Origin of the sequence: Pseudomonas putida (genome assembly GCF_001941965.1) — a bacterium.
GTDB lineage: Bacteria > Pseudomonadota > Gammaproteobacteria > Pseudomonadales > Pseudomonadaceae > Aquipseudomonas > Aquipseudomonas putida_L.
This window is the reverse complement of sequence record NZ_MKZO01000004.1, coordinates 1-13,806: the sequence shown is the minus strand read 5'-3', so window position 1 is coordinate 13,806 and position 13,806 is coordinate 1. Positions and strand designations below refer to the sequence as shown.

14 protein-coding genes are annotated in these 13,806 nt (G+C 58.5%); 10 read left to right on the top strand and 4 right to left on the bottom strand.

Annotated features, from left to right (window positions below; translation table 11 throughout):
• Positions 1-2: 2 nt before the first annotated feature.
• The 4 genes from PSEMO_RS01700 to PSEMO_RS01685 all read left to right on the top strand — a co-directional run bounded on the left by PSEMO_RS01700 (position 3) and on the right by PSEMO_RS01685 (position 6,001).
• The gene (locus tag PSEMO_RS01700) at positions 3-2,372 is read left to right on the top strand and encodes a heavy metal translocating P-type ATPase (protein ID WP_075801445.1); all 2,370 of its coding nucleotides are present in this window, start codon (positions 3-5) and stop codon (positions 2,370-2,372) included.
• A gap of 186 nt (positions 2,373-2,558) precedes the next feature.
• A complete protein-coding gene (locus PSEMO_RS01695) occupies positions 2,559-4,286 on the top strand; it encodes an ATP-dependent nuclease (protein ID WP_075801444.1) in 1,728 nt (575 codons plus the stop codon).
• Positions 4,276-5,703 carry a UvrD-helicase domain-containing protein gene (locus PSEMO_RS01690; protein ID WP_009686145.1) on the top strand — a complete coding sequence of 476 codons (1,428 nt, stop codon included), beginning with the start codon at positions 4,276-4,278 and terminating at the stop codon, positions 5,701-5,703. Before PSEMO_RS01695 ends, PSEMO_RS01690 begins: the two co-directional genes overlap by 11 nt.
• 97 nt (positions 5,704-5,800) lie before the next feature.
• Positions 5,801-6,001 carry a heavy-metal-associated domain-containing protein gene (locus PSEMO_RS01685; RefSeq protein WP_003246756.1) on the top strand — a complete coding sequence of 67 codons (201 nt, stop codon included), beginning with the start codon at positions 5,801-5,803 and terminating at the stop codon, positions 5,999-6,001.
• A 19-nt stretch (positions 6,002-6,020) separates the two neighbouring features.
• Here the strand turns inward: PSEMO_RS01685 and PSEMO_RS01680 are convergent, their stop codons facing one another.
• The 4 genes from PSEMO_RS01680 to bufA2 form a co-directional block, all read right to left on the bottom strand.
• A complete protein-coding gene (locus PSEMO_RS01680) occupies positions 6,021-6,272 on the bottom strand; it encodes a hypothetical protein (protein WP_009686146.1) in 252 nt (83 codons plus the stop codon).
• 114 nt (positions 6,273-6,386) lie between these two features.
• The gene (locus PSEMO_RS01675) at positions 6,387-7,181 is read right to left on the bottom strand and encodes an HvfC/BufC N-terminal domain-containing protein (protein ID WP_009686147.1); all 795 of its coding nucleotides are present in this window, start codon (positions 7,179-7,181) and stop codon (positions 6,387-6,389) included.
• Positions 7,178-8,014: an MNIO family bufferin maturase gene (gene bufB, locus PSEMO_RS01670; protein ID WP_003452318.1), complete on the bottom strand. Its 837-nt coding sequence runs from the start codon at positions 8,012-8,014 to the stop codon at positions 7,178-7,180. The genes PSEMO_RS01675 and bufB overlap by 4 nt, the downstream gene beginning before the upstream one ends.
• A gap of 44 nt (positions 8,015-8,058) precedes the next feature.
• Positions 8,059-8,319, bottom strand: a complete 261-nt coding sequence (bufA2, locus tag PSEMO_RS01665) for a BufA2 family periplasmic bufferin-type metallophore (protein ID WP_004577564.1) — start codon at positions 8,317-8,319, stop codon at positions 8,059-8,061.
• A 290-nt stretch (positions 8,320-8,609) separates the two neighbouring features.
• Here bufA2 and PSEMO_RS01660 point away from each other — a divergent pair, with 290 nt between their 5' ends.
• From PSEMO_RS01660 to PSEMO_RS01635, 6 genes are all read left to right on the top strand, one after another.
• Positions 8,610-8,816 (top strand): co-regulatory protein PtrA N-terminal domain-containing protein, encoded by a 207-nt coding sequence (locus PSEMO_RS01660; RefSeq protein WP_003139535.1) that lies wholly within the window; start codon positions 8,610-8,612, stop codon positions 8,814-8,816.
• A 193-nt stretch (positions 8,817-9,009) separates the two neighbouring features.
• Positions 9,010-10,815, top strand: a complete 1,806-nt coding sequence (locus PSEMO_RS01655; protein WP_009686149.1) for a copper resistance system multicopper oxidase — start codon at positions 9,010-9,012, stop codon at positions 10,813-10,815.
• Positions 10,816-10,827: 12 nt separating this feature from the next.
• Positions 10,828-11,142, top strand: a complete 315-nt coding sequence (locus PSEMO_RS01650; RefSeq protein WP_009686150.1) for a hypothetical protein — start codon at positions 10,828-10,830, stop codon at positions 11,140-11,142.
• Positions 11,132-12,331, top strand: coding sequence for a copper resistance protein B (locus PSEMO_RS01645; RefSeq protein ID WP_047149788.1), 1,200 nt, complete (start codon positions 11,132-11,134; stop codon positions 12,329-12,331). Before PSEMO_RS01650 ends, PSEMO_RS01645 begins: the two co-directional genes overlap by 11 nt.
• A 9-nt stretch (positions 12,332-12,340) precedes the next feature.
• On the top strand, positions 12,341-13,183 hold the full coding sequence (locus tag PSEMO_RS01640) for a c-type cytochrome (protein ID WP_003139525.1): 843 nt from the start codon (positions 12,341-12,343) through the stop codon (positions 13,181-13,183).
• A complete protein-coding gene (locus PSEMO_RS01635) occupies positions 13,173-13,616 on the top strand; it encodes a DUF411 domain-containing protein (RefSeq protein WP_009686151.1) in 444 nt (147 codons plus the stop codon). The genes PSEMO_RS01640 and PSEMO_RS01635 overlap by 11 nt, the downstream gene beginning before the upstream one ends.
• Positions 13,617-13,806 lie beyond the last annotated feature (190 nt).

The window sequence follows — 13,806 nt, the reverse complement described above, 5'->3', positions numbered from 1 at the left end:
GAATGCAAAAGACCTCCTGCCATCATGACCAGGGCCATGCACATCACTCGCACGGCCATCCAGAGAGCCCACGCGATCCGGTGTGTGGCATGGAGGTCAAATCTGATAGTCCTTACCAGGAGAACTTTGAGGGAAGGGCCTATCGGTTCTGCAGTACAAAATGCCAGGAGAAGTTCCAGGCAGCCCCTCATCAGTACATGAGCCATCAATCGCATGCCGGGCACCACCAGCATGCCGCTCCGCCAGAGTACTCAACTCAGGCAGGACTGGGGGCTGAATACACCTGCCCGATGCATCCCGAGATTCGCCAACCGAGCCCTGGCAACTGCCCGATCTGTGGGATGACGCTCGAACCCGTCATTCCAGAGCTGGAGGACGAAGAAAATCCGGAGCTGAAAGACTTTTCGCGACGGTTCTGGTGGACTCTGCCATTGACCGTCATCGTGACCGTGCTGGCGATGGCTGGTCATTCCTTGCAGCTGTTCCATGGAACATCCCAGAACTGGGTTGAGCTGGTTCTGGCAACGCCCGTGACGCTTTGGGGTGGCTGGGTATTTTTCACTCGCGGAATAGACTCCATCCGGCAACGCAGCCCTAATATGTGGACCCTGATCGGATTAGGAACTGCAGCCGCCTACCTCTACAGCGTGGCAGCCACCCTGGTGCCGCAGTGGTTCCCGGCGGCCTTCGTTCAGGATGGACGCATCGGCGTCTACTTCGAGGCCGCCGCGGTGATCATCTCGCTCACGCTGTTGGGCCAGATGCTCGAACTCAAAGCCCGCTCGCAGACCTCTGCCGCCATTAAGTCACTGCTGGGATTGGCCCCCAAGACTGCCCGGCGCATCAGGCCTGACGGCCAGGAAGAAGATATTCCGCTGACCCACGTCCATCTGGGTGACCACTTGCGTGTCCGGCCGGGCGAAAAAGTCCCGGTGGATGGCACCGTGCTGGAGGGCGAGAGCGCTGTCGACGAGTCGATGCTCACCGGCGAGCCGGTGCCCGTCACCAAGCGGGCAGGGGATACCCTCATCGGTGCCACCCTGAACACCCACGGCAGCCTGGTGATGGAAGCGCAGAAGGTGGGCGCCGAAACCATGTTGTCGCAGATCGTCCAGATGGTGGCTAAGGCCCAGCGTTCCAAGGCGCCCATGCAGCGTATGGCCGATGCCGTGGCAGGGTATTTCGTGGTGGGGGTGATCCTGATCGCGATCCTGACATTTTTTGGCTGGGGGGTGTTCGGGCCGGAATCAGGTTGGGTATTTGGCCTGATCAACGCTGTGGCCGTACTGATCATTGCCTGCCCATGCGCCCTGGGCTTGGCAACGCCGATGTCGGTCATGGTCGCGACCGGCAAGGCCGCCAGCAGCGGTGTGTTGTTCCGCGATGCCAGCGCTATCGAGAACCTCTGCAAAATCGACACCTTGATCGTCGACAAGACCGGGACACTGACGCAGGGGCGGCCGGCCTTTCATAGTGCAGAGGGAACCGGGCCGTTCGACTCGGTCGAGGTTCTGCGCTTGGCCGCAAGCCTCGACCAGGGCAGCGAGCATCCGCTGGCGCATGCCATTGTCGATCATGCGCGTGAACAGGGTCTTGCCCTGGTGAAACCGGAGACCTTCGAATCTGGCTCAGGTATTGGTGTACGCGGACAGGTCGATGGCCATCAACTGCAGCTTGGGAACACAGCGTTGATGGAGGAGGCGGGCGTCGATATTACTCCGCTGCGTAACCGTGCAGAGCAACTGCGCCTGGAGGGCATCAGCATCATCTATCTGGCCGTCGATGGTCGCCTGGCGGGTCTCCTGGCCGTTTCCGATCCAATCAAACCGACCTCCCAACAGGCTGTTGCTCAACTCCAGAACGCTGACGTGAAGGTCATCATGGCCACTGGCGATGGCCTCACCACAGCAAGAGCCGTGGCGAAGCAGTTAGGCATCGAGGAGGTGCATGGCGAGGTGAAACCGCAGGACAAGGAGAAATTAGTCGCCGAACTGCAGAGCTATGGCCGGCGTGTTGCCATGGCGGGCGACGGCATCAACGATGCGCCGGCCTTGGCCAGGGCCGACGTAGGCATCGCTATGGGCACGGGCACCGACGTGGCGATGAACAGCGCCCAAGTGACCCTGGTCAAGGGAGACCTGATGGGCATCCTGCGGGCGCGCACCTTGTCGGTGGCCACGGTGAAGAACATGAGGCAGAACCTTGCCTTTGCATTCCTCTACAACGCGATGGGAATCCCGCTAGCGGCCGGGCTGCTGTATCCGCTGACAGGACATCTTCTGTCGCCCTTGATCGCTGCTCTGGCAATGAGCGTCAGTTCAGCCTCGGTGGTTTTCAATGCGCTTAGGTTGAAAGCAACGGACGTTGGCTAGTCTGCTAGACAAGACGATGTGCCTACCTGCAGGGCGATTTTTTAAATGCGCATCTGACCGGAAAATACCGTACGGTAGCTTGCAACTTGACCTATCAGTCGCATCACCTGATGACGAGGGGACGTTCTATGGATCGTTCCCGCTGCGAGTAGGAGACTGACAGTCGTTACCCCATGAGGATTCTCCGTGGCCCGCATTCGCCGACTGCAAATTAGCAACTTCCGGTCTATCCAGGCGCTCGACTGGGTGCCGGCCCCCGGAATTAACTGCCTCATTGGTCCGGGTGACAGTGGGAAGTCCAGCATCCTGGACGCGATTGACCTTTGCGTCGGCGCCCGCCGAGGCGGCACGTTCGGCGACATGGACTTCTTCGCATTAAACGTCGATGTACCCATCACCATCAGCGTGGCGCTTGGCGATCTGCCGTTATCGCTGATGGATATCGATGTCTACGGCGAGTTCTTGCGTGGATTCCATCCCGGTACGGGGGAAGTCGAAGACGAACCGCGAGCGGGGCTGGAGACCGTCATCACCTTGCGTCTGCAAGTTGGTGCCGATTTGGAGCCTGTTTGGACACTTTTCTCCGAGCGCGCGGAGCAGCAGCAACTTGAACGCACTCTTCCCTGGAAAGAACGAGCGGCACTAGCGCCCGCCCGTATCAGCAGCTTTGCGAGCTCGAACCTGTCGTGGAGTCGTGGCTCAGTGCTCAATCGACTTACCGATGAGCGCGCCGAGCTTGGTGCTGAACTGGCGCGCGCCGCTAGGCAAGCAAGAGCGAACTTTGGCAATCAAGCAGCCGAACATCTGACCCAGACGCTTGAGGTCGTGCAACGCACAGCACAGCATCTTGGCGTTTCGGTCGGGGCTATGCCTCAGGCGCTCCTTGACGCACATTCTGTGTCGATTGGCGAGGGGGCGATCGCGCTGCACAGTGAAACAGGTATTCCGCTGCGCTCCCTTGGCACGGGCTCGTCACGCTTGCTAGTGGCAGGGCTTCAAAGGGCTGCGGCCAGCGCCGCGCCAATTGCCCTGGTTGATGAGGTGGAATACGGGCTTGAACCTCATCGGCTCATGCGATTCCTGGACTCGCTGGGTGCAAAGGACGCTGCCGCTCCGTTGCAAGTGTTCATGACGACGCACTCGCCGGTCGCGCTGCGCGAGCTGTCCGGCAGCCAGTTATTCGTTGTTCGGTCAGCACCTCAGCGCCACAGTGTTATGCCAGCTGGGGAAGCCAACGAGGTACAAAGTACCCTTCGGAAGGACCCCGAAGCATTCCTCGCCAAATCCATCATCGTTTGCGAGGGGGCCAGCGAGGTTGGCTTCGCGCGTGGCCTTGACCAATGGTGGGTCAGTCTTGGCGCTACCTCATTCCTGGCCCATGGCGGCGCGTATGTGGACGCCGGCGGGGGAAGCCCCGATAACAGTCTTATCCGGGGAACAGCACTTCTGAACTTGGGTTACCGCGTGATGGTTTTTGTAGATGCCGACAAGCCTTCGACCGCGGGGCTCGCTGAAGCATTCTTGGCCGCCGGCGGGCAAATTCTTACATGGCGACCAGGCCTCACGTTGGAGGACGAGATCTTCCGCCATCTCAGTGAGCAAGCACTCGATGCACTTCTGGCGAAAGCCGAAACAATAGTGGGTGCAGAGCTGATGAACGCACACATTCAGACGAAGTCCCAAGGCCGCGTGACGCTGAACGATATCCGAGCCGAGCGACTCGTGGATGGGTACTCACCTGAGAGACGAGAGCTGCTGGGAACCGCATCCCGTATCCGCAACAGCGGCTGGTTCAAGTCGCTGACAACCTATCAGGAGGTTGCAAGGGACATCGTCGGTCCGTCTTTACAGAACGCCGAACCGGGCTTCATGGCAGTCACGAATCAGCTCTGGACGTTTACAAGTGCCCCCTGAGATTGATCTTTTCGCTATCGAGCGTGGCTCCATAACAGCCCCCGCAGGTTGTGGAAAAACGCAATTGATTGCCGAGACGCTCATCGCGCATACGCAGAGCAAACCCATCCTCGTCTTGACACATACGAACGCCGGCGTTGCGGCCTTACGGGCGCGCCTGAGACGAGCCGGTGTTCCTAACTCCGCATATCGAGTCTCCACCATTGACGGATTCTCGATGCGCCTGATCGCTAAGTTCCCAGCGCGAAGCGGCCATAACCCGCAGATCCTACAGCTGCATCAACCCAATACTGACTACCCGGCAATTCGGGAGGCCGCCATGCAGTTGTTGCAGGCCGGTCACCTCGCTCAGCCCCTTCGCGCCACCTATGCACGGTTGCTTGTCGACGAGTACCAAGACTGCAACGTCGTCCAGCACGCCATCGTGTCTGGTTTGGCCCAGGTGCTTCCGACCTGCGTGCTCGGTGACCCGATGCAAGCCATATTCAGCTTCCGTGGCAATCGACTGGTGCATTGGGCGAATGAGGTGCAACCCCTGTTTCCCGCAGCGGGAGAGTTGAGGATACCGTGGCGCTGGCGGCTGGCTGGAGCTGAGAACCTCGGGCAGTGGCTGCTCGCCATACGGCAGCAACTTCAAGTTGGCCAGCCGGTGGATCTGCGCACGGCTCCGGCAGAAGTGCGCTGGGTGCAGCTCAACGCCGGGACAGAAGTCCAGCAGCGGCTGGTGGCCGCTAGAACCGAGCCACCCAACGCTCGGGGCAGCGTCCTCATCATCGGGGACTCCATCAACGTGCAAGGTCGCCATCAGCTCACGAGCCAGACACCCGGTGCCATGGCCGTAGAAGCCGTCGACCTGAGAGATCTCGTCAACTTCGCCAGGAACTTTGACTTGCAGGGTGCCAATGCTCTGGCACAACTTGTGGAGTTTGCTTCCAGCGTAATGACGGGGGTAGGTGCAGCAAACCTGCGAACGCGCGTGGAGTCGCTGCGTGCAGGAAGGGCCCGAACGTCTCCGACCGCGGCCGAGGCTGCGGCGATCGATTTCGTAGCAGCGCCAACATTGGGGCAAGCGCTCCGTGTGATCGATACGCTCGCTGAGCAGCACGGGGCACGTGTATACCGACCGGAGGTTCTGTACTGCTGCCGGTCTGCAATGCAAGCGGTGGTGGGAGGTGCTGCCGACTTTCTGAGTGCAGCCATTCAAGCGCGAGAGCGCAATAGACACCTTGCCCGACCGATCGCAAGACGCTCTGTAGGCAGCACATTACTTCTCAAGGGGCTGGAGGCGGATGTCTCGGTTGTCCTGCATCCTGAGCTTATGACCCCCCAGAATCTATACGTCGCACTGACGAGGGGCGCAAGGCATGTCGTGGTGTGTTCACCAACCCCCATCCTTACGCCCGTGGTAAGCGGCTGATCCTTTTGTAGCGCTTACGGGCTTGACCTTGCCATCGTGTCAAGGTCGATGCTGTCCGTGCGGTAACTTGAGCCGCGGACGAAATGAGGTGAAAGACATGTTTAGTCTGAGTGTTGCGGGGATGGGCTGTGGCAGTTGCGTGAGCAAAATCACGAAGGCCATTCAAGCTCTGGATCAGGATGCACGAGTAGAAGTGGATCGAGCGGCCGGCAAGGTCACCGTTGAGAGCACAGAAAGTGCCGAATCGATCCGCGAACTCATCCAGGAGCTTGGCTATTCGGCCCAGGTCAGCGCTTGAGCGCTGACCTGCTATCCCACTAAATCTCCAGTTCTGAGAGCTCTTTTAGCCCTGGGATACTGGTGACCTCGTTGGTCATACCTTCTGAACCATCTCGGCCGCGAAGCCAGTTTGAGTGATCGCCTGGCTCGCGCATTTCCAGCGTGTCATAGGAGTACCGCTTGCGCTTGAACAGGCTTTTCAATGCAGCGAACTCGTGGCTTTTTTCGTCTTCTATGCCGACGACTTCTCCTGCAAGCCGCTCCCAGTGACCAACGCCGTCGGCCAGCATTGCCTGATAGGTCTCCGGGTCAAGCAAGGCTTTGCTGTTTGAAATGAATGATGCGGTGAGTCATAGAAGCGCTCGGAGTGGCCAAAGAGAGAGCGCTAGCCTAAAGGTTCCGGGTCATTCGTGTAATAGCTGGCCGCGCTTTAGCAAACCGTCGTTGACCCACAACTTCAACCAGGTCGCGGCTTGCAAGGGAGCTTGCTCGCCATGCGTGGCGCTCAACGACTCGCAGAGTTCAGCGAACGATCCGCCCTCGATGAGAAACTGCAATGCCGAAGCCTCCGCTGGCTCCAGGCTCCGGTACTGGCAGACGAGTTCATGACGCCAAACAAGACAGGCTAGGTTCGTTGGCAGGCGGGTAATATCAGGCAGCAAGCTGCCGGACTTGGCGGCTTTCCACAACTCCAGCGTGTTGTACTGCAGCTGCAACCACCGGGCAGATGCAGTCAGGGAAACCCTGAGTGAAATCCAGTCTTCAGCCGAAAAATCACTGATGGCCTGCAGTGAAAGCACTTCGACGTCCTGAGCATCGAAAGCCAGTGTAAAAGCCCACTCAAGCTCCGCGAGTTCGCGCATCGGCGATAGTTGGGGTTCTTCGACGTAGCTGCTAATGAACTCGGGCAGCTTCTCGCCCAGCCAGCGAATGCTGAAATGTCGTGGTGGCCAGGCGGCCAAGTAGGCCAGTGCGAGCTGCTCGAATGATTCGTTGCCGATCCAGTGAAGCAGGGCAGGGAAGTCTTCTCGCAAGACCGCAAGCAGGCGCGAACGGTAAGCGTTGTGGTAGATCTGCAGGCCTTCGAGAGCACTCAGCGCTGTGCTACCTCGGATCTGCTCCAAAAGCTCGTTGGAGGGCAGGGCACTGTCACCTGTCAGGTAAGTTTCAAATGCAGTCTGTAGGGCGATCAGGCTCAAGGGGTGGCCCCCGATATCACAGATTTGGCGATAGCACGGGCATGTGCTAATTCGGACAACAGCTCTTCCAGCGGCGGAAACTGGTCATCCCGCTCGATCAAGGTCGATGTCGGGCCCAAGTAGCTCAAAGTCTTGCTGTAGAGAGACCAAACCGGATCAGCGATGGGCTGGTCATGGGTGTCGATGAGGTACTGCCCGTAATCGCTGTGCCCGGCCAGATGAATTTGACGAATCCGCTCGTGCGGCAATTCCAAGATGAACTGCCATGGGTCGAAATCCTGATTTCGTGCGCTGACGTAGACGTTGTTCACGTCAAGGAGCAATTCGCAACCGGTCAGGAAACTCAGTTCCGAGAGAAACTGCGATTCGCTCATGCTGGACGTCTTCCACTGCACGTAAGAAGAAACGTTCTCCAGCACAATGGGACGTTCCAGAACATCCTGCACTAGACGCACCCGCGCGGCGACATGCAGCAGGCTTTCTTGGGTAAACGGCAGCGGCAGCAGGTCGTGGAGTTGATGGGCGTTGCCGCGACTCCAGCACAAGTGGTCGGAAACCCACTGGGGCTGTATCCGGTCCGCCAGTTGCTTGAGCTGTCGTAGGTAGCCCATGTCCAGGTTATGCGAACCGCCGATCGACAGCGATACTCCGTGCATCACCAACGGGTATTGCTCGCCAATCGCATCGAGAAAGTAGAGGGCCTTGCCACCGCCCACCAGGTAATTCTCGGAAATGATCTCAAACCAGTCGACCGCAGGTCGCTGTTCAAGAATCTGCTGGTAATACTCACTGCGAAGGCCAAGACCGAAACCCAGTGTTTTGCGCTTACTCATTCAAGACTCCAGCAGGGGAGTGGCAGGCACTCCCCGCAACGGCATTATTCGCTGGTCTTGCCACCGGCCTCATCGCACTTGGCCTGAGTCATCAGCTTGAAGCCCTGGCCTTTGCATTCTCCCTGGCCTTTGCAGGCATTTTTGGCGGTCATGCAGTCGTTCTGGCCCTTGCAACCGTTGACGCCGAAGCACTTCACTTCAGCTGCTTTGGTGTCCTGGGCGGCCTGGACAGGCAGGGTAGCAAACAGGCTGGCGGCCACGAGAGCCAGAGCGGCACCGGTAGCGACGTTGGATTTATTCGACATAGTGACAATCTCTCTTAATTGTTGGTGGTCTTATCCGCGGGTGCGAATGACCCTGAGTAGCTTAGGCATCGCTGCCGAGCATGCCCTCTCAAGAAATTCGCAAGGCTTTATGAGGGCATGAAAGACAGTACCGAGCCTTCTGGATGGGCTACAAGAAAGAAATAGCAACCTGACAGAACTGTAATGTTCGGCTCAGGTTGCTGACAGGCCCTCTTAGTTAACGTGACATCGAGCCTAAAGCTCGGCCTCTGCAGTTGCAGGGACCACTTAACTTACGAGGAATACCCAAAATGAAATCGATCAAAGCTCTGCTTGTAGTTACTGCTCTGAGCATCTCCAGCTTGGCAATGGCTGAAGGTGGTGCTGACCGAACCTTCGCGCGCATGGAGCAGGCACGCCAGACGTCTCTGGAGGCCTACCGGGTGGCCCAGCAGCAGAAAGTTGAGGCTCCTGTAGCCAGCAGTCCAACCGAGCAAGCAGAGCACACCAACTGCTGAAGTCATCTACCTTACAGAAATGTAATCACCCGGATGGTTGGGATATGGCAATTTCATACTGCTCATCGTCGGTAAGGCTTGTGCAATGCACCGACGTGGAAAGTTGAGGGGTAAATCCCCGACATTGAAGCAGCCATGAACCCGAGACCGGGCACACCATCACCGGCTCATTTGACGGATTGGACAAAACGGCATGCAAAGCAAAACCACAAGGCGCACCTTCGTCAAAGGCCTGGCAGCCACCGGTATTATCGGCGGACTTGGCCTGTGGCGCACGCCGGTCTGGGCGGTGAACAGCCCCGGCCAGCCCAACGTACTGACTGGTAACGAATTCGACCTATTCATCGGTGAAACCCCGGTGAACATCACCGGCGCAGCGCGCACGGCCATGACCATCAACGGCTCGCTCCCTGGGCCGATTCTTCGTTGGCGCGAAGGCGATACCGTCACATTGCGCGTGCGCAACCGCCTCAAGGAGGACACCTCCATCCATTGGCACGGCATCATCCTGCCGGCGAACATGGATGGTGTTCCTGGCCTGAGCTTCCATGGCATCGCTCCTGACGGCATGTATGAGTACAAGTTCAAGGTCAACCAGAACGGTACCTACTGGTATCACAGTCACTCGGGGCTGCAGGAGCAGGTCGGCGTATACGGCGCGCTGGTCATCGATGCCAAGGAGCCCGAGCCCTTCAGTTACGACCGTGATTACGTCGTGTTGCTGAGCGACTGGACGGATGAAAATCCAACGCGGGTACTGGCCAAGCTCAAGAAACAGTCGGACTACTACAACCAGCACAAACGCACCGTTGGTGACTTCATCGATGACGTAAGCGAGATGGGTTGGTCCGCCGCCGTAGCCGATCGCAAGATGTGGGCCGAGATGAAGATGAGCCCGACGGATCTCGCTGACGTCAGTGGCTACACCTACACCTACCTGATGAATGGCCAGGCACCCAATGGCAACTGGACCGGCATATTCAAACCAGGCGAAAAGATCCGCCTGCGCTTCATCAACGCCTCGGCGATGACCTATTTCGATGTGCGCATCCCGGGCCTGAAGATGACTGTGGTTGCGGCCGATGGTCTGCACGTCAAACCGGTCAGCGTCGACGAGTTCCGTATCGCCGTGGCCGAGACCTACGACGTGATCGTCGAACCAGACAGCGAACAGGCGTATACCGTGTTTGCACAATCCATGGATCGCACTGGCTATGCGCGCGGCACCCTTGCTGTACAGGAGGGGTTGAGTGCACCAGTACCCAGCCCCGACCCGCGTCCGCTGATTGCCATGGGCGACATGGGTATGGATCACGGCAGCATGGGCGGTATGGATCACGGGAACATGGCCGGAATGGACCACGGCAGTATGGCGGGCATGGATCATGGGAGCATGCAGGGTGGCATGGCCGGCATGGATCACAGCCAGATGGCTGGAATGGATCATTCGGGCATGGCAGGCATGGCAGGTGCCATGCAGGCACACCCAGCCTCAGAGACCAACAACCCGCTGGTCGATATGCAAACCATGACACCAACGCATAAGTTGGACGACCCAGGTATTGGTTTGCGAGACAACGGCCGACGCGTCCTCACGTACTCTGACCTGCGCAGCACCTTCCTCGACCCGGATGGTCGCGAACCAAGTCGCACCATCGAGCTGCACCTTACCGGGCACATGGAGAAATTCTCCTGGTCCTTCGATGGCATCAAGTTCTCTGACGCCGAGCCTCTGCGCCTCAAGTACGGCGAGCGTGTTCGCATCACGCTGGTCAACGACACCATGATGACTCATCCGATCCATCTTCATGGCATGTGGAGCGACCTGGAGGATGCGAACGGCAATTTCCTGGTGCGTAAACACACCATCGACATGCCGCCAGGTTCCAAGCGCAGCTATCGAGTGACTGCCGATGCGTTGGGTCGTTGGGCCTATCACTGCCACCTGTTGCTCCACATGGAAATGGGCATGTTCCGTGAAGTTCGTGTGGATGAGTAAAGGAGATTTCTGATGAGCACTTTTATGAAGCGAAATGCCCTGGCTGGCAGCGCAGTCATGTTCAGCCTATTGGCTGCCCTGCACGCACCGGTTTCGTTGGCAGGTGAGGGGCACAGTGAGCACGAACAACATGCTGCCGAGTCGGCTGTGCCCAAGACCGCCAGTGGCAATCACGCAGATCAGTCGAAGGATAAGGCGGCTGGCCAGCATATGGATCATGGCGCCATGGATCACGGAGACATGAAGCATGACGGCATGAATCACGAAAACATGATGGATAAGCATGGCGGCACCGAAGCCGAAGCAGGTTCGAACCATGACCACTAGGTTTTCACGTCCATCTCTCTTGGCGCTGGCTGTGTCGCTGAGTGCGTTCAGCGGCGGCGTTACTTTGGCTGCGGAAGAAATGGATCATTCGGCAATGGGGCACGGCACCATGTCGATGGACCATAGCCAGATGAGCCACGGCGCTACCAAAGCGCAGATGGAGGGCATGGATCACAGCAAGATGGACCATGGTGCCATGCAGGGTGCTTCGGGCAGCATGGATCATAGCCAGATGGGCCACAGCCAGAGCCAGAGCCAAGAAAAGGCTCCAGCCATGGACCACAGCAAGATGGATCACGGCGCCATGCAGGGTGCTTCGGGCAGCATGGATCATAGCCAGATGGGCCACGGCCAGAGCCAAGAGAAGGCCCAGGCTATGGATCACAGCAAGATGGGGCATGGCGCCATGCAAGGACAGATGGAGGGCATGGATCATTCAAAGATGAACCATGGCTCCGCTGAAGCCCCGAGAACCACCAGCCGTACGCCGATTCCCGTTCTGACGGATGCTGATCGCCAAGCGGCTTTCCCGCCATTACCTGGCCACAAGGTTCACGACAGCGCCATCAACAGTTTTTTCCTGCTCGATCAGCTCGAATACCAGGACGCAGATGAGGGCAGCACCCTGGCCTGGGATGCGTCGGGCTGGGTAGGCGGTGATATCAACCGGGTCTGGTTCCGCTCCGAAGGCGAGCGTACCAACGGCGTGACCGAGGATGCTGAATTACAGCTGCTGTACGGCCGCTCGATCGGCCCTTGGTGGGATGTCGTCGCGGGCGTTCGCCAGGACTTCAAACCGGAGTCGCCGCAGACTTGGGCCGCCTTCGGTATCCAGGGCATGGCGCTTTACGCCTTTGAGGCCGAAGCCACGGCCTTCGTCGGCGAGAATGGCCAAACTGCTGCCCGACTGGAGGGCGAGTACGACATTCTGCTGACCAACCGGCTGATTCTCCAGCCAACTGCCGAAATGAACTTCTACGGCAAGAACGATCCTGAGCGAGGTGTGGGGTCTGGGTTGGCCAATACCGAGCTCGGCTTGCGTCTGCGTTACGAGATTGTCAGGCAGTTTGCCCCCTATATCGGGGTTTCCTGGAGCCGCTCCTATGGCAACACGGCAGACATGGTGCGCGACGAGGGCGGTGATGTAGACGAGGCGCGTTTTGTCGCCGGTATCCGGATGTGGTTTTGAGAACCTGACATGAAAAGAACAATTAAAACTTTGGTGGCGGCCGGCGTGGTCGGTAGCACAGCTGTCCTGGCCGGCGCCTACTTTGGCGTGGTCAACGTGGGGGCCGACGATCCCCATTTTCCTGCAGTGCATGCGTTTCTCACGATGGCCCGTGACCGCTCTATCGAAGTCCGTTCGCGGGACATCGAGGTTCCCAACCTGGATGATCAAGCTCTTATTCGCGCCGGTGCGGGCAACTACAACTCCATGTGTATCGGCTGTCATTTGGCGCCAGGTGTGGCGGAGACCGAGCTAAGCCAATCGCTTTATCCTGCGCCCCCCAACCTCGCCAAGATCGGTGTCGATGGCAATCCGTCAGCAGCGTTCTGGGTGATCAAGCATGGCATCAAGGCAACGGGTATGCCTGCGTGGGGCAAGAGCATGGGAGACGAGTACATCTGGGGCATGGTTGCCTTCCTCAACCAACTGCCGACGATGGATGCCAAGCAATACCAAACACTCGTCGCATCCAGTGGCGGCCATCAGCACGGTGGTGGGGAAACGCAGATGCATAACCATGAAGGACAGCACGGCGACAACAAGCCTGGCCATCATGACAATAGTGGCGGTGGCGATGACCATCATGGATCAGGTGATGCTGGAGAGCCTGGTCATCACGATGCCGCGGCTACGGATAGCGAGGGTGGCTCCGCACCTAAGGCAGGTCACCATTCGGATATGAGTGGCGATGACCACCATGCTGGGGATGAGGCGTCGTCCAACGGAGGTGATCATCACGCCGAGCAGGCTCCGAACGCCTCGCCCAAGACCCACACCCACGCCGATGGCAAAGAGCACGTGCATGAAAGCTAAATATCTGGCCTTGCTGGCCGCTCTCTCCGTCACATCTGCAGTTCAAGCAGCTGATGCCCTGACGATTGATGTCCATCGTGATGCCAATTGCGGATGTTGCAAGAAGTGGATTTCACACCTCGAAGCGAATGGCTTCAAAGTCGTCGACCATGTCGAAAGCAACATGTCGGCAGTGAAGCAAAGTCTGGGCGTTGCGCCGCGGTTGGCGTCTTGTCACACCGCGGTGATTGACGGCAAGTTCGTCGAAGGTCATGTGCCGGCGGCTCAGGTCATCGAGCTCACCAAGCGCGATGATCTCGTGGGCATCGCTGTTCCCGGGATGCCGGCGGGCTCCCCCGGTATGGAAGTCGATGGCGTACAGCATGCCTACCAGGTCATTGGCTTGACCAAGGCGGGGTCTGATCAGGTCGTTGCAGAATATCCCGCTCAGTAGTACTGCCTGCCAGCACGGCCGCTTGTGTGTAGTGGCCGACTCTTTTTCATACGCCCTTTAACCTAGGGATGCTCCGATCAACTTGTCGTGCAGCCGCGGCAAGTTGCAATTTTCCAGGCACCTACAGCGTCATTGGACGAAAAGTGACCGAAAAATCATGTACGGAGAGCTTTTTCGACCGGTTCTCCGT

What these genes read in the sequence shown, in the direction of transcription:
- PSEMO_RS01700 (WP_075801445.1), top strand. Translation starts at nt 3, where the DNA reads ATGCAAAAGACCTCCTGCCATCATGACCAGGGCCATGCACATCACTCG.
- PSEMO_RS01685 (WP_003246756.1), top strand. Translation starts at nt 5,801, where the DNA reads ATGTTTAGTCTGAGTGTTGCGGGGATGGGCTGTGGCAGTTGCGTGAGC.
- PSEMO_RS01680 (WP_009686146.1), bottom strand. Translation starts at nt 6,272, where the DNA reads ATGCTGGCCGACGGCGTTGGTCACTGGGAGCGGCTTGCAGGAGAAGTC.
- bufB (WP_003452318.1), bottom strand. Translation starts at nt 8,014, where the DNA reads ATGAGTAAGCGCAAAACACTGGGTTTCGGTCTTGGCCTTCGCAGTGAG.
- bufA2 (WP_004577564.1), bottom strand. Translation starts at nt 8,319, where the DNA reads ATGTCGAATAAATCCAACGTCGCTACCGGTGCCGCTCTGGCTCTCGTG.
- PSEMO_RS01660 (WP_003139535.1), top strand. Translation starts at nt 8,610, where the DNA reads ATGAAATCGATCAAAGCTCTGCTTGTAGTTACTGCTCTGAGCATCTCC.
- PSEMO_RS01655 (WP_009686149.1), top strand. Translation starts at nt 9,010, where the DNA reads ATGCAAAGCAAAACCACAAGGCGCACCTTCGTCAAAGGCCTGGCAGCC.
- PSEMO_RS01650 (WP_009686150.1), top strand. Translation starts at nt 10,828, where the DNA reads ATGAGCACTTTTATGAAGCGAAATGCCCTGGCTGGCAGCGCAGTCATG.
- PSEMO_RS01645 (WP_047149788.1), top strand. Translation starts at nt 11,132, where the DNA reads ATGACCACTAGGTTTTCACGTCCATCTCTCTTGGCGCTGGCTGTGTCG.
- PSEMO_RS01640 (WP_003139525.1), top strand. Translation starts at nt 12,341, where the DNA reads ATGAAAAGAACAATTAAAACTTTGGTGGCGGCCGGCGTGGTCGGTAGC.
- PSEMO_RS01635 (WP_009686151.1), top strand. Translation starts at nt 13,173, where the DNA reads ATGAAAGCTAAATATCTGGCCTTGCTGGCCGCTCTCTCCGTCACATCT.